Source organism: Haematospirillum sp. H4485, from assembly GCF_012102745.1.
Classification (GTDB): Bacteria; Pseudomonadota; Alphaproteobacteria; order Rhodospirillales; family Rhodospirillaceae; genus Haematospirillum.
The window spans coordinates 76,263-99,410 of record NZ_JAAVSY010000006.1; the positions used below are offsets into that span (position 1 = coordinate 76,263).

Below are 23,148 nucleotides of genomic sequence, written 5' to 3' on the forward strand. Positions count from 1 at the left end.
GTCTCCCGCCGTTTCTGCTTATGGACAGCGGATTATAACACAGGAGCAGATTTCGCTTCAGGGAACAGTCCTGTTGTTTTCCGTAATGATATGTTTGTCAGGATATTGGGCTTGTTGCAGTGCCTCTTGTACGGCCCGGGCGGTCAGCAGTTCCGGCAGGATGATGCCGTCCGGTCGTCCCGGGCCGTAAACCGCGTTAAAGGGAATGCCGTATCGCCCGTGACTGGCCATATACTGCGATATGGACGGATTCTGGCTGGTCCAGTCTGCTTGCATGGCCATAATGCCGGGTTGTGACAGAAGTGTGGAAACGGGTTCCTGCGACAGGACAACGGCCTTGTTCACTTGGCAGGTTATGCACCACCGTGCCGTAACATCGACAAAAACGGTTTGACCATTGGCAACGTGAGCGTCGATCATCTGTGTGTCGAACGCAACCCATCCTTCCTCTGGCTTGTCGGGTCCACGGTATTGGGCAATGATGACCGTGAGTAACCAGAAGGCAGTTGCCAAAAGTGCAAGCCCCATAATCTGACGCAAGCGGATCATCCAGTGTCCGGGCCGGGGCAGGCATTGCCCAAGTTGGGGAGTAATGGCCACCAGAAACCAGGGAAGGGCCATGCCAAATCCCATAACCGCGAATATCAACATGATATTCCATGGGCCTTGTGCTAGGGCAAATCCAACAGCGGTACCCAGAAATGGTGCCGAGCACGGAGTTGCCAGAAGGGTTGCAAAAACACCGTTGGCGAGGGATGGGAGCCATTGCGATGAGGATGGAAGCGATCTTTCCGTTGCCCGCGACAACCAGTTTGGCAGGCGAATATCAAACAAGCCCCAGAGATTCAGGGCAAAAACGGTCAGGATAATGACCAGAATTCCCAGGAACAGGGGATTCTGGAACTGAATGCCCCATCCAAGGGCCGCCCCACCTGCTTTCAGGGCTGCCAGTATGATTCCAATTCCCACAAAGGTCAGGACGACGCCGATACCGGATCCGGTGAATCCCATACGTATCTCGCGTTGGTTCCGTCCAGCATGATGGGCCAGATGCAGGATTTTTAATGACAGGATTGGCAAGACGCAGGGCATCAGGTTCAGGATCAGCCCGCCAATGAAAGCCAGTCCCAGCATGGCTACCAATCCCGGCTGGGAGAGTGTAGGTGACGGTGACGCGTGATCAGGTATCAGTTTGGTTTCTGTCCCCCTGTTTCCATCGACGAGGGTCAGTGTGAGGTGCTGGTCAAGAGCGGGACGTGTTCCCAGCTGCGTCTCCAGATAGATCCGTTTCCTGTCGCTGCTTGTTGTAACCGTTGGTCTGCGTGTGCCGACGAATTCAGGGTTGTCCCGTATGTCGTATTCAGCGAAGAGGTCTATGGCATCCGAGAAAGGCGTGTCTGATTCGGCTTCTATGCTCAGACGTGGCAGGCCGTCCTCTCCGGTTTTGTACGCAGCGGACAGAATACGAAGACCGTGATGGGAACCAGGAGCTTGCTTCTTGTATGCATTGATCTGTTCGGCATCTGCCGATATGGATCCTTCTCCATTCGGCAGCGTAAGGGCCAAGCTGACGGCTCCGGGTATGCAAATGTCCGAGCACACCAGATAGTCGACCCGTAGGTTGGCGTGGAGCGGTTTGGCCGGGTCCACGATCTGTGCCTCTATGGGCAGGGTGATATCACCTTCGTACCCAATGGTTTCAAGACCGGCCCAGGAGAATCGTGACGGAACGGGCCAGATGATTCTGGCATCAGCCAGATTCTCCGAATTGTCCCATGACAGGGTTGGGGGAAATCCAGCGTCACCAGGATTGCGCCAATAGATTTTCCAGCTTTTTTCCAGCTCAAAGCGAAGCCCGAGCAGAAGGGCGCTTTGTCCTTTTGTTGCTGTCTGTCCGGCCAGAAGACTGATGCGGGCCTCCGGGGTTGTGACAAAGAAGGCGGTGCTTTCCCCCTGTGCCCGCAACGGAGATGTGGAGCAGGCTGTTATGAAAAGAAAAAACAGTAAATGACGCATCAGTGCCCCTTCTGGTGGCTTGGGCATGACTTTGGCCACCCGCTGTTGAAAGTAAGCCAGCCAGCCATAAACCAGCCTTTCCCGATTTCCCTGTCTAGGTATCGGCCCTGCTTCGTGAGACAATCGACCAAATGCCCCGCTTTGCGCATTACATGGCTTGCACTGGCGCCCGTTAGCGAATAGATGGAGAGTCATGGGAAAAGCACAGCTCACATCAGGTTATATCGCCGGGAAATGTCTGGTCGCCATGCCAGCCATCAATGACCCGAATTTTGCCCGTACCGTCATATACGTTTGTGCCCATTCTGCGGAAGGTGCCATGGGGTTGGTTATAAACCGTCCTATCGCCCAAGTATCCTTTCCCGACATTCTGGAACAATTGGGTATTGAAAGTACACCCCATTGCAAGGATATCCGGGTTCATTTTGGTGGACCTGTTGAATCCGCACGCGGTTTTGTCCTGCATACGGCGGAATACAGCCAGCCAGCGACCTTGACCGTTGATTCAGACATTGCCCTGACGGCGACGACAGATGTTTTGCAGGCCATTGCGGCCGGAGAGGGGCCGCGTGCCAGCCTGATGGTGCTGGGTTACGCAGGTTGGAGCCCCGGTCAGCTGGACAGCGAGCTGAAAGAGAATGCCTGGCTGACTGTTGACGCTGATGAGGCCCTTCTTTTTGGCCAAGAAACAGAACAGAAGTGGGAGCGGGCCATCCGTAAACTGGGTTTTGAGCCGGCCATGTTGAGCGACACAGCCGGGCATGCCTGATCCGGCTTATGGGTTTATGCTGTGTTTTGCTGCTTTCCTGTGGTCGATTGTCGTTGCTTTAACCGGAGAACATGCAGTATTGTCCGCTTCCCCGCTGTGTAAGCGGCATGGTGGGACATTATAAAGCACTCGTAGCTCAGCTGGATAGAGTACTGCCCTCCGAAGGCAGGGGTCACAGGTTCGAATCCTGTCGAGTGCGCCATAAAAATCCCCGCGACTGAAACATGTCGCGGGGATTTTTGCTTTAAAAACAATGCATTAACGGGACCCCTTCTGCCCCCTCCGGGTTTGGGATACGTTAAACAGCGCGTTTTTGGATACATTTTTGGATACATTTTTGGATACATTTTTGGATACATTTTTGGATACATTTTTGGATACATTTTTGGATACATTTTTGGATACATTGGGATCGCAACGTGACCAGTCGCTATATCGTACAACAAGGGCGTACACTCTATTTCCGGCGACGGGCACCCATCGATCTGGCACCTCAGCTGGGTCGTTTTGTGAAGATTGCGCTCGGCACAGACAGCTTCGATGTGGCACGGCGGCTTGTCGGTCACATCAATACTGCCGTCGAGACCTATTGGGCGGAACTGCGCCTTGGCGGCGAAACAGCAGCCCTGCGTGAACGCTATCAGCGTGCCGTCGCGCTTTCCCGCCGCTTGGGCTGGGTGTACCGCCCTCTTTCCGAGCTGGTGGCCGGGCCGGTCGGAGACGCTGTCGAGCGCCTTGAATCCCTGCAGGATACCGTGACACCTCCCACCATTGTCGCTGTCATGGGCGGCGTTGAGCGGCCTGTCCTGCTTCTGTCCGATCTTTACCCCGAATATGCCCGCCTGACCCCGGAACTGCTGCGCGGAAAGAATGAAAGGCAGATCCGGGGCTGGCGTCTGGCCCGTGAAAGGGCCGTCCGCAACCTGATCTCTGTGATTGGAGACAAACCACTGACAGAGGTAACCCGCACCGATGCCCTGATATTCCGTGACTGGTGGGCCGTTCGCCTGGGGGCGGAGAACCTTGCAGTCAACACGGCGAACCGTGACCTGATCCATATCAAGGGCATGATCCGGGTTGTTGATGAAAAGCTGGGGCTTGGCTTCAAGAATCCTTTTGCCGATCTGATGTTCCGCGAAACCGATGGAATGGGCAAAAACCGTGGCGAGACCGTCTCGACAGACTGGATCCGGGGAACGCTTCTTGGGCCGGGTGCGTTGTCCGGCGTGAACGAGGAAGCCCGCTGCCTGGTCGCCATTCTGGTGGAAACCGGTGCACGCCCCGGGGAGATCTGTGGGCTGGAACCCGAGGATATCTTGCTGGAAGGGCCTGTTCCCCACATCAAGATCAGGCCGAATGCGGTGCGCGCCATCAAGACATCGCAATCAAGGCGGGATATTCCGTTGGTCGGGGCCGCTCTGGAGGCAGCACGACAGATTCTGCAAAACGGAGGCATCCAGCGCTATCGCGGCAAGACAGACAGCTTTACCACGGCGATCAACAAGTACATGAACGAGCACAATCTGTTCGAGACAAAAACCCAGAGCCTGTATTCCCTGCGACATGCGTTCCAGGACCGGCTGATCGCTGTGGACGCACCTGACCGTATCGCAGCGGAACTGATGGGACACACTTTCCACAGACCCCGCTACGGGGCCGGAGCAACGCTGAAGCACAAGCAGGAATGGCTGGAAAAAATCGCCGTCGGCTGAATGCGTGAGGGCTTCATACTATTTGTTTACTTGGATAGATAAATGATTGGATTGCCTGTTATTGTATTTATGCAATGCGCAGACCGTTAGTTAAATAAAATTGCCAATTCTTTCATCGCATTATCAATTCAATACAGCATTCATGCATGTTAGCATCAATATAGATTGGTCTTATAGCCAATGAAGTAGAGGTGCAGCATGGGTAATATTACAAAACCACAGATAAAATATTTACTGCGCCTCTTACGCGTCATTATCGCACTTATCATTCTAACCACAACTGAAACGGCGGCGGCAAACCAATTATCTGGGAAAATAGTTGGTGTATCTGATGGAGACGCCGTAACACTACTCGACCAGAATAATCGGCAACATAAAATCCGCTTGATGGGAATAGATGCACCGGAAAACTCCCAAGCTTTCGGACAGGAATCCAAGCAGAGCCTTTCAGAACTGGTATTCAACAAACAAGTAGTAGCAGACTGCCCAAGCACTGATCGGTATGCTGAAAATTTATGCAAAATATTCGTAGGCGGGATAGATGCTAATTTGGCTCAAATAGAGCGCGGTTACGCATGGTATTATAAGCAATATCAATCAGACCAAAGCCCAGATGATAGAGTTAAGTATTCTGCTGCCGAAGGTACAGCAAGACAGACTCGGTTAGCTATTTGGTCGGATTCCAACCCAATACCCCCATGGGAATATCGGAGAGGTGGCAACGCATCGGCGCAGCTGCCCAATTATGGTAACCCAACAGCCACTGAACCTAGTGCTATTGCCCAAGGAGTAGTTAGCGGTTCTGTAAAAATGTCTCGCAGCGGTATCTGCCATGCGCCCGGAACTACATATTATTCAAAAACTCGGCACTACACACCCTATGATACACTTGATGCCTGCCTACAGGCAGGCGGCAGGCTTCCTAAACGCTAAAAAAGGAGAATTTCTATGCTCACTCGCGTTCTAGGGTCAAAACCGATTTACTGCCTTGATTTGATGCCGCAAATCAGACTCCAGTCTTTCGCTCAATGAGTTGGAGGCCCTTATGCGGTATTTGTTTTGGCTGTCGGATGCATAGGGGACAGTGATCGAGCCATTTTTGCCGCCGAGCAAGGCACCTGCTCTTTAAGATGTGTGCTTCCGGGATCTTTGGTTTTGTTCGGCAGCGATAGCTTCACGCAGGAAGGCATTCAGTCGGGTCTGCCAACCGGGTCCGCCTGCTCTCAGATACTCCAGAATGTCCGGGTCAAGACGAACGGTTGTCGATGCCTTGGTGCGGTTCAGCGGAGGGCGGCACCGTCTCACAGGTGCCTTGTCAAAAGCCTGTGCCCATTCCGGCGCTGACAGGTCCGGGGCATCGTCTTCATCCACCCAGGCGGGGCTGGAACCTTTTTTCTTCACGGGCATTGGCTTTCCTCAAGCTGATAATGCGGTACGCGCTCCGGCGCGGCGTCCATACCATCACCACCATGCGTCCATCCATATAGCCTACAGTGATAAGGCGTTGCTCGCCATATACAGCCGCTTCTTTCAAGGGTTGAGGCGCACTTGCTGCTCCGTTGCAACAGAATCCCATTGAGTACACTCATAAAGTGATTTTATATTTCGCAAATCATTGGAAGGCGAATTTCTCAAAAAGGAAAAATAGTGGTGAACTATCTAAAAATTTTACCCTCTGTGCTTATATTTCTTCTGGCTGCCACTGTTCTGATAAGCCCTGACGTAGCAGAAGCAGTCGGTCATGAGCAGGCAGTAACCTCTGATTTTATACCTGTCGCAATCTTGGCGGGCCAAAGCAAGGCTGAGGTAGCTGACGCGCTGGGAAGTCCTGAGAAATGCGAAAAAATCAAGTACGGTGATAAATGCGCCTATAAAAATGGGGCCGTCACGATTGTCTTCATTGGTGGAAAAGCCGATTGGTTCACGATACACCCCAAGAATGCATTGTACCACGCATCTAGCCTTTCCCAACTTGGGCTTCCAACCAATATCAGGCCCACTTTCCAAAACAAGCACGTACTGCGTTGGGAAATGGCTCCAACTCTGCTGGAAGTCGCACTGTTCCCGGGTGCGGAGAACACGATTTTCTTTATTCATGTTAGGGCCCGCACGCCGTAATACGTCCCGCCGAGTGTGGCGCTGTGGACCGATGCGGCCTGTTCCAGAACACCCAGCATAGAAGCCACCAGCCGACAGGCCCGGCGGATCAGGGCATCGGGGTCCGCGTCGCCCGCTTCATCTTCGAGGGCGGACAGGATCCCGAAGGCTGCAAGGCCCTGTGCCAGCGCGCCGTCAAGGCTGGTTGCCCGGGCGTGGCTGATGCGGTGCTCCAGCTGGTCGATCAGGGCTGTGCTGTCCGGATCCAGCGGGGCCTGATGCATGGCGACACGGGTTACCGTGGCCAGCTGGCGGGCCAGCATCACAACCGGGTCGGGCAGGACATCTGAGGATGGTGCGGTGTACATCTGTTGCAGACCCATCATCCGGCGCTCCCCCTGACTACGTGTACCTGAAGGCCTGCCTGGTCTGCTGCCCGCCGCAGTTCATGCTGCTGACGGCCTGTCAGCCAGTCACAGGCAAAGGACGAGCACTGCAGTTCCAGAATCAGGCCGTCAAAGGCTGCGTCAGCCTGACGGACCAGCGTTTCCGCTACCCGGCAGCCTGACTCATGCAAGGTGGTCGCCAGGCGCTCCACAGCATCCTTTGCCGGGTCCCGACGCAGAATGCCCATGCAGGTCATGGCGGCCTTCAGGGCGGCTGTCACCGTCTTCAGGGGCTGCCGTACAGTCTGGGTTCTGGGCAGAAGTCCAGCCGCTTGCAGCTTCCGCAGCGCGGTCAGGCAGGTCCGCACGCACATTCCGCTGACCTCGGCCAAGCCGCGTGCTGTGCGCATAATGGATGCCTGAATAAACGGAGCGAGGCCACCGCCCAGTGAAAGAGCGACAACGCGGGCACTCAGGCTCAGGTCCTTTCGTCCTCCCACGTGAATAACCCAGCGCAGGCGCTCGGTTTCAGTCATGCGATGCGTGAACATCATCGAGAAAAACTCCCCTTCGGCGTATCGACGCACCATCCAGAGGCCGTAATGGCCGCTGGTGGCGGGAGGCTAAAGACCCGAGATGCACTGGCAAAGGTCAGGCAGTCGAGCGGGCTTATTTCCCTTGCGGGTGTTGTATTCGCCGCCCTCCCGCCGAAGGGAGGAATGCGCCGGACAGAATCCGGGCACAAAAAAACCGCGTTCAATTCGGTGCGGTCATCCGCCTTTGCATGTACATGGAGGTCTTTAGGCTCCAACGCGGACGTTATCGAAACCGCATGGGGGATGCAAGCGAAAAACGGATGGGTGGGCGGGCTGCTGACCCAGCGCAGGCGCTCGGTTTCAGTCATGCGATGCGTGAACATCATCGAGAAAAACTCCCCTTCGGCGTATCGACGCACCATCCAGAGGCCGTAATGGCCGCTGGTGGCGGGAGGCTAAAGACCCGAGATGCACTGTCAACAGTCAGGCAGTCGAGCGGGCTTATTTCCCTTGCGGGTATTGTATTCGCCGCCCTCCCGCCGAAGGGAGGAATGCGCCGGACAGAATCCGGGCACAAAAAAACCGCGTTCAATTCGGTGCGGCCATCCGCTGTTGAATGTACATGGAGGTCTTTAGGCTCCAACGCGGACGTTATCGAAACCGCATGGGGGATGCAAGCGAAAAACGGATGGGTGGGCGGGCTGCTGACCCAGCGCAGGCGCTCGGTTTCGGTCATGCGATGCGTGAACATCATCGAGAAAAACTCCCCTTCGGCGTATCGACGCACCATCCAGAGGCCGCAATGGCCGCTGGTGGCGGGAGGCAAAAAACCCGAGATGCACTGGCACTAGTCAGGCAGTCGAGCGGGCTTATTTCCCTTGCGGGTGTTGTATTCGCCGCCCTCCCGCCGAAGGGAGGAGTGCCACGGACAGAATCCGGGCACAAAAAAACCGCGTTCAATTCGGTGCGGTTATCCGCTAGTGCATGTACATGGAGTTTTTTGGCTCCAACGCGGACGTTATCGAAACGGCATGGTGGATGCAAGCGAAAAACGGATGGGTGGGTCAGTTAAAGCAAGCGGGGATGCTGCGTTGCAGGGTGGTGTTGCTGAACCTTGATGATGCTATATTCCTTGCGTATTCCTGCATTGGACTGAAACTGCCGTTCACGCACAACGCATTGCAGATGATCGCCCATTGCAAAGAGCTCCACGTTCGTAGCAATGCGATTGAGAAATTCTGCGTCTTCAATCGTGGCATTGAAGGGCTCGCTCCCGTCCGTAACGCGCCATTTGTTATCTTTCTTGAAGCTCAAGCTGATAATCTGCAGCCGCATTGGGCGGGTAAGTTCCTTGATTTCCAGTTCTGGACCCTCAACGTCAAAATATCCGACTTCGCTCTTGAAGATTTCGACGGCTTTCTGCCCCGCTCTCTTGAACCTTAAGCTATCGATTCCATCTGTCAGCAGAACATCAACAAGACTCTTTGTGTTTTTACGTACAGGAAGGCTCTCAAATAGCTGTAGCGCTCTTGGATCGATAACTTGAGTATTCCCATCAAGGTGAATATGTAAATGGCGATCCCCCTTTTGCTCGACCCTCTCTGGAGATTTCCCCTTAAGAAATTTATATAGCCGTATTAGTGACTCAATTATTGCCAATACAGAAGCAATAATTACTACTTGATCGCCATCGACTGGGATGGAATCCAGCAATGGCAATGCCTTGTCCATTAAATATTGGGCAGTCCCAATACCAACCTCAAAAGAACCAGCGGCAGTTGCCTTTACACGCACAGAAACTTGTGCGCGCTTTTTATTGAGCTCCTCATTGGCAGATTGAATCAAATCGCCGAGGGCGATCAAGGCAGGGCCTAAATTCTGAACGTCGATTTCTCCGTTCTCGACCGCAGCGCCATCGAATACCAAGGTTAAATCAGCGTGGTTCATGCCGACCGGCCCCCATGATTTTCAGGGGGCCTCGCGTCTTGGATAGATGAAAGCGTCACTGGCAGTCCCCCTTTTTGTTGCAAGGCCCATAGTTGTGGGTAGCAACAAATACCGACACGCAAAATGACAGTCCAGAGTTTTGTCCTCTGCAATTTCACAATCATGAAGGACGAAAACATACATGCGCCTGTTGCCGGGTGGCAGATCCGTGGTGGCCTGCGCCCCTGCCAAGCCTTTTGTTTTTATTATTTGTTTTTTGGTTTTTAAACGCCCGCGCGCGTTCCTTATATAGGGGGGTGGAAGACCGTGTAAAATTTTGCGACCGTCATTTCTGCGGAAAGGCTGCGGACCGTATTAAAAATTTTACACACACAAGCCGGGCTGTGGAAAACTGCGGGCGCACGTGGCCCGCAGTTCGTTACGAAACGCTCTCTCAGCGCTGGACAACCAGAACTGTGTCACAGGTTGAGGCTGGCTTTTCAAGGAGCCGCGCCGCGCCATAGCCGACAACCATTCCGGCTGCTACTGCTGTCGCCAGCAGCGCCCCCTGCATCCAGCGTTTCCGCCTTTGATAGGCGGTCCGGCCACAGGCATCCGCAATCAGCCCGGCCTGGGCGCGTATGGCCCGCCCCATTTCCTCGGGAAAACGGTCTGGGTAGTTCTTACTCATACTACTTTCTCTTGCATAAACAACACCAAGACCAGCGATCGCTGGCGGGTGAAGAGCATTGTTTTTCAATGCATTGTATACGCCCTGACCCGGATCCGTTGTGCACGAGCCAAGAGGCAGGCATCCGGGGGCGAGCAAAAATAACACCACCGATCCATCGATAAAAATATAGACACGCCCGTATTCTATCGCTTAATCATCTATATATCGATTGATTATCAAGGGGACACGCCATGGATGATCGCCTCGCCATACTCCCTCTTTCTGTCCGGGCGCACCGTGCCTGGTCACTTGCCTGGAGCGCCCGCCACGGAAGAAAGACAGAAATCAGGCTGTTTACAGAGCTTTTCAAACAGTCATCAGATCCGAACGCCCTGATCCGCAGGCTTGTTCACAGCGTTGAGGAGGTTCATCCGTGACCATTATCCAGACATACGCGGGCCATCGATTTTCACTGCTTCATCCCGACCCGCGCGACATCAACCAGCGTGACATTGCCATTGCCCTGTCCCGTCTGCCCCGCCTTGGTGGCCACACCTCGACGTTCTATTGCGTTGCCCAGCACGCATGGCTTGGCGTGGATGTTCTTCGACGGGCAATCCGCAATGATCGTTCCCTGTCCCGGCTGCTGCGGATTGCCGGACCAGAACGCAGCGAAACAACCGAAGCCGTTATACGCCGTGCCCGCCATGATGACGCCATGTCCAGACAGCTGTTGTTGGCCACGCTCCTGGACGATGCGCCGGATGCCTACATCGGCACACTTTCACCGCTGGTCACCATGGCACTGGAGAAAATCGCCAGAATCTCTCCGCTTGGAACGCTTGACACGGCGATTACCCTCACCATCCACCAGGCATTCGGGCTGCCTTTTCCTTTGCCTGCAGGCTGGGTCGCTGTTTTGAAACTTGTCGATGAGATCATGCTTGCGACAGAGTATCGGGATCTGCTTCTGGTCCGGAACAGCGATATGGAATTTCCGGGCGCGGCGGAGTTCCGCATCCAGCCTGAACCCGAACACCGTGCTCCGGACCTGTTCCTGGAGTGTCTGGAGAGTCTGCACAGCCGGGCTGTACGGCACCAGGCAATGGCAAGCTGACGATGCCGCTGACAAAGGACATCAGGATTCCCATGCAGGGGGCCAGGGCGCACACCCGTCCGGGCCCCCTGACCGAAGAGCGGATTACCGCTGCCTTGCGTGTACTGGCCCGCATTGTCTGTGATTACCCGGGGCTGCTGAATCAGGACCACGTTCGCCATCTGGCTGCGCGGCTTCTTGCCGAACGGGATGCTGCCAGAAAGGATGCTGAAATCGATGCCGCCCTCCGGCAATTCGCTCTTCCTGACGCGGGCCTGACACCCACGAAACCAAAAGCGCCAACATGGACCGCGCGTTAAGTGGCATGGCCGTTCATCTTGGTCAAAGCGGGGCCGCTTGTTCAAACAGGCTTGCACATCGAAGGCAAATAATCACCAGCCTGACAGAAAGGACTTAACCAATGCGTACACCACACCGGATTCTGTCGGCATTCATAATGCTTGCAGCGGGCTGGGCCACTTTGACCCTCGGCATGTCTGTGACCACTGCGGTGGCGCAGCTCATGATGGTTTTCTTCATGAGCACACTCGGTCTTTACGCGGTTTTCAGCGCCATCATGTACCGCTCTTCGCACCTGCTGGTGCGGCTGCACAATAACATCAACGATGAGGAGTGCAGGCGCGATACGCATGTCTTGCGAGACTACTTGCACATAATGGGCGGCGTAGCGATTGTGTCAGTCCTTCTTCTGCTGACCTTCGAAGGATGCCGTCACATGGCGCCCGCCACGGTATCAGGCGTAATGGTTCTGAACCTCGCCCGCATGATGGAGGCCGGTTTGTTCGGGCTGTGTGGGCTTAATCTGGTGTACCTGCTGCTTCTGTTCAGAAGTCTGGTTCAGGGTATGGTTCAAGAAGCCATGACCCGGGACACGCTTGATGAAAACAAGCAGATTGTGGAAGCCGAATGATGCGCGTGCTCATCGGGTGTGAATTTTCCGGAACCGTGCGGGATGCATTCCGGGCGGCGGGTCATGAGGCTATGTCTTGTGATCTGCTGGAGACGGAAACGCCCGGACCGCACTACAAAGGAGACGTGCGTGATGTGCTGGACTATCCGTGGGATCTGGCGATATTTCATCCGCCGTGTACGGACCTGGCTGTATCCGGAGCACGGCATTTCAGTGAGAAGCGTCAGGACGGGCGGCAACAAGCCGCTGTGTCCTTCGTTCGGCTTCTGGCCCGGAGCGAAATTCCGCGCATAGCCATAGAGAATCCGATCTCGGTTCTGTCCAGCATCTGGCGTAAACCCGATCAGATCATTCATCCGTGGCAATTTGGTCATGGGGAGACGAAGGCTACGTGTCTGTGGCTGAAAGGCCTGCCGCTGTTGCATCCCACCCACGTTGTTGAAGGGCGGCACGCGCGTATCCACAACATGCCACCCACACCTGACCGCTGGAAGCTCCGCAGCCGGACTTATCCCGGAATCGCCGAAGCCATGGCTGCGCAATGGGGGTCCTCGTCAGAGGACGAGAGCAAGGGGGCTTGCAATGGGGCTGTTCGTTGGTAATGCTTGGTCGTGTGGCACAGGAGGGAGATCTATGCGGACATCTGTCCTGCTTGAGAGGAAAAGGCGGGTCGTGCGTGCTGCCATCGATCGGTCGCGCCTGAAAAACCCCCGTATTTTTGGCTCGGTCCTGCATGGCACCGACCAGGAAGGCAGTGACCTTGACCTTTTGGTTGACGCACCGCCCGGCACGACGTTGTTTGAACTCGGTGGCCTCCAGGAGGAGCTTGAGCTTCTCCTGGGCATTCGTGTTGAGGTGCTGACGCCCGAGGATCTGCCGGAAAAATTCCGGGCCAAGGTTCTGTCCGAGGCCAAGGCCCTATGAGCGAGAATCGCCTGGAAGACTATCTGGAGCATATGCAGCAAGCTGCGGAGGATGCGTGCACCTTTGTGGATGGTCTGGATAAAGATGACTTCCTGGCTGATAAAAGGACGCAGCAGGCTGTCATAATGAGCATGGTTATCGTTGGGGAAGCCTCAGCCAAGATTATAAGTGGGTATGGCGCTTTTGTCGCCGAGCATCCCGAAGTCCCCTGGCGCAGTATGCGCGGCATGCGGAACCGAATTGCCCATGGATACTTCGAGATTAATCTTTGCGTTGTATGGGACACCGTACAAGAGTGCTTGCCAGAGCTGATCGAGCAGCTCCGTCTATTGCGCCGCTCAACAATCTGAACTTGCTCTTTACATTCAGCAGGCTGTCAGCTCTCCGTCTTCGACGCCGTTACCGCTTCTGCCCCGTTCCCGCGCCAGCTGTCGTGAAGACCGATCAGGACATCGGCTATCTGGGCCGGGGTCAGATTTCCCTGCAGCAGTCCTGACAGGGATTGCGCAATCACATAGCGCATCAGTTCACGATCAAGACCTGATGTTGCCCTGTCCTGATTGGGCTGACCTGTGGCCAGCCATGCGATATCCGCGTCCAGGACCCGTGCAATCTCGGCCAGCTTTGACGTGGTACGGGTTTTGCCCGCAATCAGGAAGGATATGGACGACTGCGAGGCCCGGACACGGCGCGCAAGCTCGCTGATCGACATGTTCCGGTCGGCCAGCAACTTCTTCAGGCGTCCGCCGATGCTATCAAGATCGTATTCGGTCATGACTCTCTTCTACCCCATTTCATGTCCTTGACGGTCCACATAATTATCGATAGCTTGTTCATCTATTTATAGATGGAGGAAAGCATGACAGAAGCACAGCTCCGGGCCATACATTTCATGGAACAGGCTGTTGGTGTGGCTGGGTCGCAAAGTGCGCTCAGCCGCAAGATTGCCATGGGTCAAGGCAGTATATCCCGCGCCCTCAAGATCGGGCGTGTCTCACCACGGATGGCGGTCAGGATCCATCAGGCGCTTGGCTTCGATCTTGATGAGGTCCTTGCGGTCGCCCTCGCACGCTGAGGGCCATTTTCCGGGCCAGGCGCACCTGAATGCGCACAGCCCTGAGCATTGTGTCGATATCCGCCCCCAGGCTCCTGTTCCATTCAGCACGGTCCGGTGTTCCCAGGGGCGGCGCATGTTTCAGCAATGTCTCGATATCCATCATCCCCCCTTTTTCATCGCAGGGGGAAGCATCACCTGCAAGGCGAGTGCAAATCCATGTCAGAAAACTGGACGATCAACACTGATGCGTTAAAGCAGAGCATTCCCACGGCGCTGAACATGTTTGTCCGCCCGGGTCGCATGTCCAGGGAAGAGCTGTCCCGGTGGACAGGGATCGACACGCGAACGATCAAGGCTCACCATCTCGGGGAAACGGTGCCCAGTGTTGCGGCACTGTTTTCTTACTTTCGGGTCTTGCCGGTTGCTTTTGCGGAACACGTGCTGGCGCAGGCCGGTCTGGGTGGTGTCCATCGCCTGGAGCAGACGGCAAACGCCAATCACGTGATGGCCGAGCTTGGTGAAGGCATCGCTGCACTTGGCCACGCGATGGCCGACGGGCACATCGACCATCAGGAGCGCCCGGGCGTAATCCGCGAGCTGCGTGAAGCGGCGGCAGCGGCGGAAGAACTGGCAGCATCCCTGGAGAGGGGCCGCACATGAACCGGTTGCTGGTGGAAAACCCCCTGTACCGGGCCAGACGCATACTGGGTGATCGTGTGGTGCCGGTGCCTGACGGGATGTATCGCCTTGACGGGCGTCTTGTCACGCCGCGACAACTGGTGTGCACGGCCAATGACGTTCTGGAGGCGTCCGGGCTTCCGGCGATTGCCTACCCCGGTACAGCCCACCCCTGATGGGTTCCCGTTTTGATCCGTCTGTTCTGCGCGCGATCCGGGAGCGGATCCCGCTTTCCGAAATTGTTGGGCGGGACATCCGTCTCATCCGGTGCGGACGTGAGTTCCAGGGCCTGTGCCCCTTTCATGCCGAGAGAACGCCGAGCTTTACCGTTTGCGAGGACAAGGGCTTTGCGCACTGCTTCGGGTGTGGCTGGAACGGCGATGTTTTTGGCTATCTCATGGCACGTGGCCGCACTTTCGTTGAAGCCGTCACCGAACTGGCCGATCTGGCCGGAGTGGCGGTTTCAGGCCAGCGTCCGTCCCGTCCCCTGCGTCCGGTCCTGACGCGCCGGAATCAGGAGGATCGCGCGGCAAAGGATGCGGCCACGGCAGAACAGGCGCGGATCCTGTGGGCTGGATCGGACAATGCCCGTGGAACGGTGGTGGAGCGGTATCTGCGGGAAGGACGGGGGCTGGATCTGGACCGTATCGGCGGCCTGCCGGACGCACTCCGGTTTCGCCCATGTGACGAATGCGTGGAGTGTGGTGCGGATGGCCGGTTCAGGGTGGTCTGGGCTGGCCCGGTCATGATTGCGCCCTTGGTTGTTCCTGACAGGAACGGAAAGGCACGGATTGTTGGCGTGCATCGCACATGGCTGTGCCCGGATGGGTCTTCACGCCTGAAAGAGGTGGATGGGCTACCTGTCCGGGGCAAAAAGATGCTGGGCAGGGCCAGTGGCTCCATCATTCCCCTGTCATCGAAGCGGATGCCGCACATGCAGGGGGGAGAAGGCATCGAAACCAGCCTTGCCGGTTGGTGTGCGGTTCCTTCCCTGCCCGCGATTGCCCTGGCTTCTCTGGGGAACTTCAGCGGACGGACGGATGGGCACGGGGGGTGGTCTCCATGGCCCGGCCTGAAGACCTTCACATGGCTTGAAGATGCGGACGGCACAAATCCAGCCGCTATGGAGCAGCGGGTTACACGCGGGCTTGCGCGTCTGCATCGTTCGGGGGTGCAGGTCCGGCGGGCGTCTCCCCCCGTGGGGATGGACATGAACGACTTTTATCGAAAAGGCACATAAACTATGGCACGGCACGATGTGGCAGCCGCCATCACACACGCTGTGGCGTGGCGGCCTGCGGCTTTTGATCAAACAGACCCGCTGAATTATCGTCTGGCCTGGCTGCCGCGCAATGATGCGGGCAATGCTGAACGGCTTTTGTCGCGGTTCGGAGACGATTTGCTGTATGTGCAGGATATCGGCTGGGCCTGGTGGGACGGTCGCCGCTGGTCGCTGGAGATGGGCCACACAATGGCAAACCGGCTTGCGCACGAGACGGTCAGGCATATCTACGACGAGGTGCAGGCCCTTCAGGATGCCATCGGTGCGAAAGGAGTGCCGGATGAGGAGGTGGAAGTCCACCTGAAGTGGGCTTCTGCATCCGGGAACGCGCAACGCATCAATGCGATGATCAACATCTGCCAGCATTATCGCGTCCGTCGTCCGTCAGACCTGGACGCCAGTCCGATGCTGCTCAATGTTGCCAATGGTACGCTGGAGCTTGATGACCCCATTCTTTCCGGAACATCGGTCCCGCGACGCAGCCATCTGATGACCAAGGTGATCGAGGTTGATTATGAGCCGGAAGCAACCAGTCCGTCCTTTCTGCGTTTCATGGAAGACATTCTTCCGGACCACGAGGTCCGCAGCTTCTTGCAGCGTTCCTTCGGTTACGCACTGACCGGCCTGATTGACGAGCAGGTGCTCTGGTTTTTCTATGGTACCGGGGCCAATGGAAAGTCCACGCTGGTCAATATCATGGCCCGCATCCTTGGCTCGTACTGCATGAGCGTTCCGTTTTCCTCGCTGGTTCTTGACGAGCGCAAGCGGGGTGAATCGGCTTCGCCGGATCTGGCCCGGCTTCCCGGTGCGCGAATGGTGCGGGCATCGGAGCCTGAAAAGGGCGTAAAGTTCAGTGAGTCCACCATCAAGTCCATAACCGGCGGGGAGCCGCTGACCGTGCGGCACCTGAATCAGGGCTTCTTCGAGTTCACGCCAAGCTTCAAGCTGTTCCTGTCCGGCAATCACAAGCCTGTCATCCGGGGGCAGGATCACGGGGTATGGCGGCGGATCAACCTTGTGCCCTTTACCGTGTCGATTGCGAAGGAAAAAAGGGACCCCGGGCTGGAGGAAAAACTGTGGGAGGAACGTTCCGGTATTCTCAACTGGCTGCTGGACGGCCTGCGTATGTGGAGGCGCAGCGGACTCTGCCCACCCGAGGCGGTGGTTGCCGCAACCCGTGAATACCGCGAGGACAGCGATCCCCTTGGCCTGTTTCTCAATGCATGGACCGAAACGCATGAGTCCGGGCGCGTTCAGGGCAAAAGGTTATTTGATGCCTATGCCCTGTGGTGTCGGGGCAATGCCATCGAACCGATGACCAACACCCTGTTTGGCAGAATGCTGGGCGAGCGTGGTTTGCAAAAAGACCGCTGTGGGATTATTACATACCGGGGCATCCAGCTCCGTCAGGACGCGCTTGACGCCCTGGATGAGGCAGAGCGCAAGCGCATTGCGCGCAGCCCCCGCGATGAAGATCGCTAGACCGTCCGGACTGTCCGGAAACTGTACGAAAAAAAGTTCTTTCATTTCAAGGGTTGCCGGAGGGTTGGAGGGTACGGACAGTCACCCCAATGATAACCCTCACACGCGCGCGCATTAAGAGTTTCATTGGGGTAACTATCCGTACTATCCGTATCAAGAAAAGGTAAGAAGTAACATATTTATATAGAACGATTTTTTTCCGTACAGTTTGGAAAAAACCAACTGTCCGGACTGTACGAACTGTCCGGGAAGAGGGGCATATGAGCTGTTTGATCGATATCGAGGATCTTTTGGTCTGGAGTTACGCCGTCGAGCGTGCGGATCGTACCGGTCTGCAGAATCAGGGGCCGGGGTGGCCGCGTGACAGCGTGCTGCGGCTGGAATGCGCCGGGCTGGGAGGTCTGTCCGGCACGGGGAGCGGTCAGGGATGCCATGCTGACGCTGAAACCGTTCACACGGCTGTCTCGGGGCTTTCTGCGGAGATGCAGCGTCTGGTCATTGGTCACGCCCGTTCCGGCACCCGGCCCGAATGGTTCCCCGGGGCGCGGCCTGTTGTGGCGGCAGAGCTGAACCGGCAAGGGCGGCCACGAAAGCTGTACGACCATAACCGCCATGTGACAGGGCACGCCGTGCGGGCTGGCGTGGAGCTTGGTGACGGCTCGATCTGGTATGACTGGACCATGGACGGCATTGGCCGGGCACGGGCTGTGTACACCGCCTGGCATCAAGCCCTGATCGAGCTGGCGGGATGGCTCGACATGAGCGGATTGCTTGTCGATTATCAGGTTTCCGGACCAGCGGCACCCGATTCACCGTGGAAAAATTTAGGGGTTGTTTTTTCAAACCCTGTTGACAAGCCGGTTGCGAAAAGTTATTGACAGTAACTCATGAGGCTTGAACTGTGCCCGGACGGATAATACGTCTCGGGCACTTTGCTTTTTCCGGATATCATCATGCCCTGGGCACCCAAGAAACCATGCTGTCAGCGTGGCTGCAGACGCTTGACGTCTGGCCGCTTCTGCGACGTACACCAGACAGCCGCAGACGCGGAACAACGTGCAAGCAGCCGGATTTACGACCGGTTGCGCGGATCGGCGGCAAAGCGGGGCTATGGCAGCCGCTGGCGTGCGGCCCGTCTGGCTTTCCTGAAAGAACACCCACTGTGTGAATGCGAGGCATGCGGCGGCGGTGCCATGCGGGTGGCTGCGGCAACGGTGGTGGACCACATCATCCCTCACCGGGGTGACCAGGGCCTGTTCTGGAGCCGCAGAAACTGGCGGGCCATGGCCAAGGTCTGTCACGACCGTAAAACAGCCCGGCAGGACGGCGGACTGGGAAATCCGGTCACGGCGACGGCAAAAGCCATTGACAAGCCATGGCGCTGTGGGCAAACCTGACCGCGTTGTGGCAAATTCCACAGCCGGGTTTAGCAGCCCGCATAACAAAAGGCGTCCGAACCGCGCCCGTAACAGCGCGGTTTTCCTATGGTCGGGCGTGCAGGAGAACCTTCGGGTTCGCCGTTTACCTTTTGGCGGTACTGCTAATCCTGTGCGTCCGGCCACCACGTTTAGCAGCGCGGTGGTCGGGTTTTCAACTCGATCAAAAGGAGGTTCGCGATGAGCGAACAGGCTACGTTTGCGCCCTCTCTCCCTGCATTTTTCCCTGTTCGGTCCGACCCGGTCGTTGTGCTGGCCCGCCAGCTGGCCACGGTAACCCGCGTCGCCATGCATCAGGCCCCGCTGGATCCGGACAAAACAGCCCTGATCGACCATCTGGAGCACCGCATCAGCCACGCCCGGGCAACCAGCCTTGACGGCGCACTGGCACAGGGCCTCGCCGCATTCGGGATCCTGTCCGCCCTTGAAGATGAAGCGGGCGACGCGGACCCCGATGCCCTGATCCGCCGGGCCTGTCGGCTGGTGGTCTCGATGTTGTGTGTTCTGGAGCAGGCGGCATCGGTCCACAGCGCCGCACTTGGCGGGACGTATTACGGCTTTGACAGAGTCCGGGCTGACCACCATCCCGTGGCACCCTTTCATTCCTGAATAAGGACAAAACCAATGCATCACAGCAATGCGCCCCCGGAAAACAACGGGGCCGTAACGGACATCTTTGTCTTCGAAGACTGCCGTATCCGTACCATCGTCGATGAAAACGGCGAGCCATGGTTCGTGGCCAAGGATGTTTGCGATGTTCTGGGATATCGCAATTCGCGGGATGCCATTGCCAAGCACTGCAAGGCGGCCACCTTGATCAATCTGAGTACCGTCTCGGATCGGGACGGTAGTCCGGGAAATCCTAATGTCACGATAATCCCGGAGCAGGACGTTTGTCGTCTGATCATGCGTTCACGGCTCCCCGGCGCTGAGCGGTTCGAGAACTGGATCGCCAGCAAGATCAATACGTTTTCCCCTGTCACCCTCTAAAATCTGAAGAAGGACAAAACCAAAGCATAGCAACAATGCAACCCCGGAAAGCAACGGCATGACCATGATCCCTTTCGTTTTTGAGGACTGCAATGTTCGTACCCTGATTGATGAGAACGGCGTGCCGTGGTTCGTGGCTTCCGATGTATGCTTGGTGCTGGAAATCAGCAATTCGCGGGATGCCATTTCTCGCCTGGATGACGATGAGAAGAGCGTCGGTATTGCCGACACCCCCGGTGGTCCGCAGGAAATGAACATCATCAACGAGTCCGGCCTGTATGCGCTGATCCTGACAAGCCGCAAGCCTGCGGCAAAGCGGTTCAAGAAGTGGGTAACCAGCGAAGTCCTTCCCTCGATCCGCATGACCGGCTCTTATCATATTGATGCCGAGCCGGAGAGGCCGGATGTTTCGGTCGCAAACATGGACCGTTCGGATCTGCGGACATGGATTGCCCTGGTCAGCGAGTGTCGGTCCACGTGGGGTCGCCCGGCGGCGCAGTACATCTGGAACAAAGTGCCCTTGCCACAGGTCGATGACATTGTCCGCGCGGTGGAGGCGTCAGCGGGCGAGACTTCGGTCGCGGCCTTTTTGCGTGAAACCGTGGTCGAGGCTGTAGGCAGTCGTATACAGGCTTCGGCCTTTTACCGGCTTTACAAGACATGGTGCGACAAAAACGGACACAGCGCTGTGACCATGACCGCTTTCGGGCGCGAGGTTGTCACCCGTGGCCTGCATAAAGTCCGGATGGGAACCGTCTGGTATCACGATATCGCTGTCAGCGGCGTGTAGGACAGACAGGGAGGGGGGCCGGTCGATTACGGGCGGTCCTCCCCTGTAGACCATGCGCCCCTCCATGATCACGCCTGGACGAAATTTCAGGAATTATTTTTTCGGCACACGAGGGCCTGTTATGGGACGCAGAGCCAAAACGCCTGCAGAGAAAAAGTTATGTGGAAGCCGTGTCAGGAAGAAGAATCCTCATCCGGATACATCCACAACTGACAGCAGCCGTTGTCCGGGACCGGATGTCCCTTCCCCACCTGGCTGGCTGGTTGATGCATTTGCGCGGGCGGAGTGGACACGGCTGGCTGCTGATCTTGTCAGCATGCGTATCCTGTCCCCGATCGACAGCATCAATCTGGCGATGCTGTGCCAGGCAACAGCAACCTATGTCCGGGCGCAGCAGGTCGTGGCAGAGAAAGGTGCAACCTACACCACGGCAAGCAAACACGGGGAAATGGACCGTGTACGCCCGGAAGTGAAAATTGCCGCCGAAGCCGAGAAGACCATTCTGCGCATTACCAAGGAATTTGGCCTGGCTCCCCTGTCCCGTGCCCGGGTAGCGACCGCGCATGCCAACAACGGCGTGCAGTTGATGCTGCCGGGCTTTGACATTGCACCAAGCGTAAAGTCCGATGACCAAACAGCATCACAAGGAACCTCCCAAGCCGATACCTTCTTCGGCTATGGAACCGCTCCGGTCCACTAAAGGCCATGCCGAATCATATGCCCGCGCCGTCACCGCTGGAACAGTCCCTGCCTGCAGGTGGATCAAACTGGCCTGTGCCCGGCACCTGCGCGATCTGGAGTGCGGGCACCAGCGGGGTCTGTGGTTCGACTACGAGGCCGAAGAGCGGATATACGCGTTCTTTGAGAAGTACCTGAGGCATTCCAAGGGCGAATTCGCAAAGAAGCCTTTTGTCCTGCAGCAATGGCAAGCCTTCATCGTCGGGTCTGTCTTTGGCTGGAAGCGGAAGGACGGAAGCCGGAGGTTCCGCACAGTCTACGACGAGGAGCCGCGCAAAAACGGGAAATCAACCCGTCTGGCCGGGATCGGTCTTTACATGACCACGGCGGACGGCGAATACGGTGCCGAGGTTTATTCCGCTGCAACCAAGAAAGACCAGGCCAAGATTGTCTGGGGCGAGGCCCGGAGCATGGTTCTGGCCAGCCCTGAACTACGCGCCCGGACACGGGTGTTCGCCGCCAACATGAATGTTCCGGCCCTTGGATCAAAGTTTGAGCCTCTGGGGGCGGACAGCGATTCACTGGACGGGCTGAATATTCACTGCGCCATCATCGACGAACTGCACGCCCACAAGTCGAGAGACCTGTGGGACGTGCTGGAGACGGCCACCGGGGCGCGGCATCAGCCGTTGATCTACGCCATTACAACAGCAGGCCGGAACAAGCTGTCCGTCTGCCGGGAGCTGCGTGATTACGCCTGCAAGGTTCTGGAAGGCATTGTCGAGGACGACAGCTTCTTTGCCGTGATCTTTACCATTGACGAGGATGACGACTGGTCCAATCCGTCGGTCTGGGCAAAAGCCAATCCCGGGCTGGGTGTATCGGTAAACATCGACGACCTGCAGCGCAAGGTGGAAAAGGCCCGTCACCTTCCGGCTGCACAAAACGCCTTCAAGCGGTTGCACCTGAACATCTGGAGTGACGGGGCCGGATCATGGCTGGACATTGATGCATGGGATGAATCCTGTGAGACCGTTGACCCCGACGTTCTGGCCGGTCGGGAATGTTACGGCGGCCTTGACCTGTCGACCACAACAGACATTACCGCTTTTGTCCTTGTCTTTCCCCCGGTTACAGACGGTGAACGGTGGAAGGTTCTGACCCGGTTCTGGGTTCCCGCCGAAAACATCGAACGTCGGGTCCGGTCGGACCGGGTGCCTTATGACATCTGGCATGATCAGGGCCACATCCAGGCAACACCGGGAAACGTGGTTGATTACCGCGCCGTTCGTGATGGCATCACGGCAGCAGCCGATATGTTTGACCTGCGTGAGGTGGCCTATGACCGGTACAACTCGTCGCAGCTGGTGACCGAACTTATGGATGACGGCCTGACCATGGTGCCGTTCGGACAGGGGTTCATCAGCATGGCAACGCCCACGCGCGAGCTGGAGAAACTGGTCATCTCCGGGCAGCTCGCGCACGGGGGCAATCCGGTTCTGCGCTGGATGGCCAGCAACGTTGTGGTTCTTGAAGATCCGGCGGGCAACATGAAGCCCGCCAAGAACAAGTCCACTGAAAAGATTGACGGAATTGTCGCCCTGATCATGGCCCTTGGACGCGCCACGCTTCCAAAGGAAGAGAGGGGCGGCAGCATTGATGACTACTTCGCAAGGCTAGGCAGGTGAG

Annotated in this window: 32 protein-coding genes and 1 tRNA gene; 25 read left to right on the top strand and 8 right to left on the bottom strand. The window is 56.8% G+C overall.

Annotation, left to right across the window (positions count from 1 at the left end):
• Nucleotides 1-57: 57 nt before the first annotated feature.
• Nucleotides 58-2,043, bottom strand: coding sequence for a protein-disulfide reductase DsbD family protein (locus tag HEQ61_RS06220; protein ID WP_168020963.1), 1,986 nt, complete (start codon nucleotides 2,041-2,043; stop codon nucleotides 58-60).
• Nucleotides 2,044-2,209: 166 nt separating this feature from the next.
• Between HEQ61_RS06220 and HEQ61_RS06225 the strand changes: the two genes are divergently transcribed.
• From HEQ61_RS06225 to HEQ61_RS06240, 4 genes are all read left to right on the top strand, one after another.
• Nucleotides 2,210-2,785 carry a YqgE/AlgH family protein gene (locus HEQ61_RS06225; RefSeq protein WP_066133249.1) on the top strand — a complete coding sequence of 192 codons (576 nt, stop codon included), beginning with the start codon at nucleotides 2,210-2,212 and terminating at the stop codon, nucleotides 2,783-2,785.
• Nucleotides 2,786-2,910: 125 nt separating this feature from the next.
• A tRNA-Arg gene (locus HEQ61_RS06230) sits at nucleotides 2,911-2,987 on the top strand.
• A gap of 217 nt (nucleotides 2,988-3,204) precedes the next feature.
• Nucleotides 3,205-4,497: a DUF6538 domain-containing protein gene (locus HEQ61_RS11500; protein ID WP_168020964.1), complete on the top strand. Its 1,293-nt coding sequence runs from the start codon at nucleotides 3,205-3,207 to the stop codon at nucleotides 4,495-4,497.
• A 198-nt stretch (nucleotides 4,498-4,695) separates the two neighbouring features.
• Nucleotides 4,696-5,430, top strand: a complete 735-nt coding sequence (locus tag HEQ61_RS06240) for a thermonuclease family protein (protein ID WP_168020965.1) — start codon at nucleotides 4,696-4,698, stop codon at nucleotides 5,428-5,430.
• Nucleotides 5,431-5,622: 192 nt separating this feature from the next.
• Here the strand turns inward: HEQ61_RS06240 and HEQ61_RS06245 are convergent, their stop codons facing one another.
• Nucleotides 5,623-5,898: a BrnA antitoxin family protein gene (locus HEQ61_RS06245; RefSeq protein ID WP_322099209.1), complete on the bottom strand. Its 276-nt coding sequence runs from the start codon at nucleotides 5,896-5,898 to the stop codon at nucleotides 5,623-5,625.
• Complete coding sequence (locus HEQ61_RS11590; RefSeq protein ID WP_168020967.1) at nucleotides 5,861-6,073, bottom strand: BrnT family toxin; 213 nt, start codon at nucleotides 6,071-6,073, stop codon at nucleotides 5,861-5,863. Before HEQ61_RS11590 ends, HEQ61_RS06245 begins: the two co-directional genes overlap by 38 nt.
• 74 nt (nucleotides 6,074-6,147) lie before the next feature.
• Here HEQ61_RS11590 and HEQ61_RS06255 point away from each other — a divergent pair, with 74 nt between their 5' ends.
• Nucleotides 6,148-6,615 (top strand): hypothetical protein, encoded by a 468-nt coding sequence (locus tag HEQ61_RS06255; RefSeq protein ID WP_168020968.1) that lies wholly within the window; start codon nucleotides 6,148-6,150, stop codon nucleotides 6,613-6,615.
• Here the strand turns inward: HEQ61_RS06255 and HEQ61_RS06260 are convergent.
• Nucleotides 6,591-6,980: a hypothetical protein gene (locus tag HEQ61_RS06260; RefSeq protein ID WP_168020969.1), complete on the bottom strand. Its 390-nt coding sequence runs from the start codon at nucleotides 6,978-6,980 to the stop codon at nucleotides 6,591-6,593. The two genes, HEQ61_RS06255 and HEQ61_RS06260, sit on opposite strands and share 25 nt — an antisense overlap.
• The gene (locus HEQ61_RS06265) at nucleotides 6,977-7,570 is read right to left on the bottom strand and encodes a hypothetical protein (RefSeq protein ID WP_168020970.1); all 594 of its coding nucleotides are present in this window, start codon (nucleotides 7,568-7,570) and stop codon (nucleotides 6,977-6,979) included. Before HEQ61_RS06265 ends, HEQ61_RS06260 begins: the two co-directional genes overlap by 4 nt.
• A gap of 242 nt (nucleotides 7,571-7,812) precedes the next feature.
• Here HEQ61_RS06265 and HEQ61_RS06270 point away from each other — a divergent pair, with 242 nt between their 5' ends.
• The gene (locus HEQ61_RS06270) at nucleotides 7,813-8,367 is read left to right on the top strand and encodes a hypothetical protein (RefSeq protein ID WP_168084763.1); all 555 of its coding nucleotides are present in this window, start codon (nucleotides 7,813-7,815) and stop codon (nucleotides 8,365-8,367) included.
• Nucleotides 8,368-8,584: 217 nt separating this feature from the next.
• Here HEQ61_RS06270 and HEQ61_RS06275 read toward each other — a convergent pair whose 3' ends face one another.
• Nucleotides 8,585-9,463 carry a hypothetical protein gene (locus HEQ61_RS06275; RefSeq protein WP_168021254.1) on the bottom strand — a complete coding sequence of 293 codons (879 nt, stop codon included), beginning with the start codon at nucleotides 9,461-9,463 and terminating at the stop codon, nucleotides 8,585-8,587.
• A 433-nt stretch (nucleotides 9,464-9,896) separates the two neighbouring features.
• Nucleotides 9,897-10,133, bottom strand: coding sequence for a hypothetical protein (locus tag HEQ61_RS06280; protein ID WP_168021255.1), 237 nt, complete (start codon nucleotides 10,131-10,133; stop codon nucleotides 9,897-9,899).
• Between the two features lie 233 nt (nucleotides 10,134-10,366).
• On the opposite strand from HEQ61_RS06280, the gene HEQ61_RS06285 reads away from it, so the two are divergent.
• The 7 genes from HEQ61_RS06285 (at nucleotide 10,367) to HEQ61_RS06315 (ending at nucleotide 13,416) form a co-directional block, all read left to right on the top strand.
• Entirely contained in the window at nucleotides 10,367-10,552 is a 186-nt protein-coding gene (locus tag HEQ61_RS06285; RefSeq protein WP_066133222.1) for a hypothetical protein, read from the top strand.
• Entirely contained in the window at nucleotides 10,549-11,232 is a 684-nt protein-coding gene (locus HEQ61_RS06290) for a hypothetical protein (protein WP_168021256.1), read from the top strand. Before HEQ61_RS06285 ends, HEQ61_RS06290 begins: the two co-directional genes overlap by 4 nt.
• Before the next feature lie 2 nt (nucleotides 11,233-11,234).
• Nucleotides 11,235-11,531 carry a hypothetical protein gene (locus HEQ61_RS06295; protein ID WP_168021257.1) on the top strand — a complete coding sequence of 99 codons (297 nt, stop codon included), beginning with the start codon at nucleotides 11,235-11,237 and terminating at the stop codon, nucleotides 11,529-11,531.
• 101 nt (nucleotides 11,532-11,632) lie between these two features.
• Nucleotides 11,633-12,142 carry a hypothetical protein gene (locus tag HEQ61_RS06300; protein WP_168021258.1) on the top strand — a complete coding sequence of 170 codons (510 nt, stop codon included), beginning with the start codon at nucleotides 11,633-11,635 and terminating at the stop codon, nucleotides 12,140-12,142.
• Nucleotides 12,139-12,744 carry a hypothetical protein gene (locus HEQ61_RS06305; protein ID WP_209315726.1) on the top strand — a complete coding sequence of 202 codons (606 nt, stop codon included), beginning with the start codon at nucleotides 12,139-12,141 and terminating at the stop codon, nucleotides 12,742-12,744. Before HEQ61_RS06300 ends, HEQ61_RS06305 begins: the two co-directional genes overlap by 4 nt.
• A gap of 31 nt (nucleotides 12,745-12,775) precedes the next feature.
• Nucleotides 12,776-13,066: a nucleotidyltransferase family protein gene (locus HEQ61_RS06310; protein WP_066133214.1), complete on the top strand. Its 291-nt coding sequence runs from the start codon at nucleotides 12,776-12,778 to the stop codon at nucleotides 13,064-13,066.
• The gene (locus HEQ61_RS06315) at nucleotides 13,063-13,416 is read left to right on the top strand and encodes a DUF86 domain-containing protein (protein ID WP_168021260.1); all 354 of its coding nucleotides are present in this window, start codon (nucleotides 13,063-13,065) and stop codon (nucleotides 13,414-13,416) included. Before HEQ61_RS06310 ends, HEQ61_RS06315 begins: the two co-directional genes overlap by 4 nt.
• A gap of 26 nt (nucleotides 13,417-13,442) precedes the next feature.
• On the opposite strand, the gene HEQ61_RS06320 is transcribed toward HEQ61_RS06315, so the two are convergent.
• The gene (locus HEQ61_RS06320; RefSeq protein WP_168021261.1) at nucleotides 13,443-13,841 is read right to left on the bottom strand and encodes a helix-turn-helix domain-containing protein; all 399 of its coding nucleotides are present in this window, start codon (nucleotides 13,839-13,841) and stop codon (nucleotides 13,443-13,445) included.
• Nucleotides 13,842-13,925: 84 nt separating this feature from the next.
• Between HEQ61_RS06320 and HEQ61_RS06325 the strand changes: the two genes are divergently transcribed.
• The 12 genes from HEQ61_RS06325 to HEQ61_RS06380 all read left to right on the top strand — a co-directional run bounded on the left by HEQ61_RS06325 (nucleotide 13,926) and on the right by HEQ61_RS06380 (nucleotide 23,147).
• On the top strand, nucleotides 13,926-14,141 hold the full coding sequence (locus HEQ61_RS06325) for a hypothetical protein (RefSeq protein ID WP_066133209.1): 216 nt from the start codon (nucleotides 13,926-13,928) through the stop codon (nucleotides 14,139-14,141).
• A gap of 198 nt (nucleotides 14,142-14,339) precedes the next feature.
• Complete coding sequence (locus HEQ61_RS06330) at nucleotides 14,340-14,783, top strand: hypothetical protein (protein WP_168021262.1); 444 nt, start codon at nucleotides 14,340-14,342, stop codon at nucleotides 14,781-14,783.
• Nucleotides 14,780-14,977: a hypothetical protein gene (locus tag HEQ61_RS06335; protein ID WP_168021263.1), complete on the top strand. Its 198-nt coding sequence runs from the start codon at nucleotides 14,780-14,782 to the stop codon at nucleotides 14,975-14,977. Before HEQ61_RS06330 ends, HEQ61_RS06335 begins: the two co-directional genes overlap by 4 nt.
• Entirely contained in the window at nucleotides 14,977-16,041 is a 1,065-nt protein-coding gene (locus tag HEQ61_RS06340; RefSeq protein WP_168021264.1) for a CHC2 zinc finger domain-containing protein, read from the top strand. The genes HEQ61_RS06335 and HEQ61_RS06340 overlap by 1 nt, the downstream gene beginning before the upstream one ends.
• A 3-nt stretch (nucleotides 16,042-16,044) precedes the next feature.
• Nucleotides 16,045-17,565, top strand: a complete 1,521-nt coding sequence (locus HEQ61_RS06345) for a phage/plasmid primase, P4 family (protein WP_168021265.1) — start codon at nucleotides 16,045-16,047, stop codon at nucleotides 17,563-17,565.
• A gap of 260 nt (nucleotides 17,566-17,825) precedes the next feature.
• A complete protein-coding gene (locus HEQ61_RS06350; protein WP_168021266.1) occupies nucleotides 17,826-18,443 on the top strand; it encodes a hypothetical protein in 618 nt (205 codons plus the stop codon).
• Nucleotides 18,444-18,518: 75 nt separating this feature from the next.
• Nucleotides 18,519-18,962: an HNH endonuclease signature motif containing protein gene (locus tag HEQ61_RS06355; RefSeq protein WP_066133192.1), complete on the top strand. Its 444-nt coding sequence runs from the start codon at nucleotides 18,519-18,521 to the stop codon at nucleotides 18,960-18,962.
• Between the two features lie 219 nt (nucleotides 18,963-19,181).
• On the top strand, nucleotides 19,182-19,610 hold the full coding sequence (locus HEQ61_RS06360) for a hypothetical protein (RefSeq protein WP_168021267.1): 429 nt from the start codon (nucleotides 19,182-19,184) through the stop codon (nucleotides 19,608-19,610).
• 15 nt (nucleotides 19,611-19,625) lie between these two features.
• Nucleotides 19,626-19,991, top strand: coding sequence for a Bro-N domain-containing protein (locus tag HEQ61_RS06365; RefSeq protein WP_168021268.1), 366 nt, complete (start codon nucleotides 19,626-19,628; stop codon nucleotides 19,989-19,991).
• 58 nt (nucleotides 19,992-20,049) lie between these two features.
• Nucleotides 20,050-20,781, top strand: coding sequence for a Bro-N domain-containing protein (locus tag HEQ61_RS06370; RefSeq protein WP_168021269.1), 732 nt, complete (start codon nucleotides 20,050-20,052; stop codon nucleotides 20,779-20,781).
• Nucleotides 20,782-20,902: 121 nt separating this feature from the next.
• A complete protein-coding gene (locus tag HEQ61_RS06375) occupies nucleotides 20,903-21,481 on the top strand; it encodes a phage terminase small subunit P27 family (protein ID WP_168021270.1) in 579 nt (192 codons plus the stop codon).
• Complete coding sequence (locus HEQ61_RS06380; RefSeq protein ID WP_209315727.1) at nucleotides 21,408-23,147, top strand: terminase large subunit; 1,740 nt, start codon at nucleotides 21,408-21,410, stop codon at nucleotides 23,145-23,147. Before HEQ61_RS06375 ends, HEQ61_RS06380 begins: the two co-directional genes overlap by 74 nt.
• The last annotated feature ends 1 nt before the right edge of the window (nucleotide 23,148 follow it).

Coding starts and splice junctions, on each gene's coding strand:
- HEQ61_RS06370 (WP_168021269.1), top strand. CDS start 20,050: ATGACCATGATCCCTTTCGTTTTTGAGGACTGCAATGTTCGTACCCTG.
- HEQ61_RS06360 (WP_168021267.1), top strand. CDS start 19,182: ATGAGCGAACAGGCTACGTTTGCGCCCTCTCTCCCTGCATTTTTCCCT.
- HEQ61_RS06225 (WP_066133249.1), top strand. CDS start 2,210: ATGGGAAAAGCACAGCTCACATCAGGTTATATCGCCGGGAAATGTCTG.
- HEQ61_RS06355 (WP_066133192.1), top strand. CDS start 18,519: ATGCCCTGGGCACCCAAGAAACCATGCTGTCAGCGTGGCTGCAGACGC.
- HEQ61_RS06265 (WP_168020970.1), bottom strand. CDS start 7,570: ATGGTGCGTCGATACGCCGAAGGGGAGTTTTTCTCGATGATGTTCACG.
- HEQ61_RS06330 (WP_168021262.1), top strand. CDS start 14,340: ATGTCAGAAAACTGGACGATCAACACTGATGCGTTAAAGCAGAGCATT.
- HEQ61_RS06315 (WP_168021260.1), top strand. CDS start 13,063: ATGAGCGAGAATCGCCTGGAAGACTATCTGGAGCATATGCAGCAAGCT.
- HEQ61_RS06365 (WP_168021268.1), top strand. CDS start 19,626: ATGCATCACAGCAATGCGCCCCCGGAAAACAACGGGGCCGTAACGGAC.
- HEQ61_RS06220 (WP_168020963.1), bottom strand. CDS start 2,043: ATGCCCAAGCCACCAGAAGGGGCACTGATGCGTCATTTACTGTTTTTT.
- HEQ61_RS06270 (WP_168084763.1), top strand. CDS start 7,813: ATGGGGGATGCAAGCGAAAAACGGATGGGTGGGCGGGCTGCTGACCCA.
- HEQ61_RS06380 (WP_209315727.1), top strand. CDS start 21,408: ATGACCAAACAGCATCACAAGGAACCTCCCAAGCCGATACCTTCTTCG.
- HEQ61_RS06340 (WP_168021264.1), top strand. CDS start 14,977: ATGGGTTCCCGTTTTGATCCGTCTGTTCTGCGCGCGATCCGGGAGCGG.
- HEQ61_RS06275 (WP_168021254.1), bottom strand. CDS start 9,463: ATGAACCACGCTGATTTAACCTTGGTATTCGATGGCGCTGCGGTCGAG.
- HEQ61_RS06350 (WP_168021266.1), top strand. CDS start 17,826: ATGAGCTGTTTGATCGATATCGAGGATCTTTTGGTCTGGAGTTACGCC.
- HEQ61_RS11590 (WP_168020967.1), bottom strand. CDS start 6,073: ATGGGATTCTGTTGCAACGGAGCAGCAAGTGCGCCTCAACCCTTGAAA.
- HEQ61_RS06325 (WP_066133209.1), top strand. CDS start 13,926: ATGACAGAAGCACAGCTCCGGGCCATACATTTCATGGAACAGGCTGTT.
- HEQ61_RS06345 (WP_168021265.1), top strand. CDS start 16,045: ATGGCACGGCACGATGTGGCAGCCGCCATCACACACGCTGTGGCGTGG.
- HEQ61_RS06295 (WP_168021257.1), top strand. CDS start 11,235: ATGCCGCTGACAAAGGACATCAGGATTCCCATGCAGGGGGCCAGGGCG.
- HEQ61_RS06310 (WP_066133214.1), top strand. CDS start 12,776: ATGCGGACATCTGTCCTGCTTGAGAGGAAAAGGCGGGTCGTGCGTGCT.
- HEQ61_RS06240 (WP_168020965.1), top strand. CDS start 4,696: ATGGGTAATATTACAAAACCACAGATAAAATATTTACTGCGCCTCTTA.
- HEQ61_RS06300 (WP_168021258.1), top strand. CDS start 11,633: ATGCGTACACCACACCGGATTCTGTCGGCATTCATAATGCTTGCAGCG.
- HEQ61_RS06320 (WP_168021261.1), bottom strand. CDS start 13,841: ATGACCGAATACGATCTTGATAGCATCGGCGGACGCCTGAAGAAGTTG.
- HEQ61_RS06335 (WP_168021263.1), top strand. CDS start 14,780: ATGAACCGGTTGCTGGTGGAAAACCCCCTGTACCGGGCCAGACGCATA.
- HEQ61_RS06375 (WP_168021270.1), top strand. CDS start 20,903: ATGGGACGCAGAGCCAAAACGCCTGCAGAGAAAAAGTTATGTGGAAGC.
- HEQ61_RS06285 (WP_066133222.1), top strand. CDS start 10,367: ATGGATGATCGCCTCGCCATACTCCCTCTTTCTGTCCGGGCGCACCGT.
- HEQ61_RS06280 (WP_168021255.1), bottom strand. CDS start 10,133: ATGAGTAAGAACTACCCAGACCGTTTTCCCGAGGAAATGGGGCGGGCC.
- HEQ61_RS06305 (WP_209315726.1), top strand. CDS start 12,139: ATGATGCGCGTGCTCATCGGGTGTGAATTTTCCGGAACCGTGCGGGAT.
- HEQ61_RS06260 (WP_168020969.1), bottom strand. CDS start 6,980: ATGATGGGTCTGCAACAGATGTACACCGCACCATCCTCAGATGTCCTG.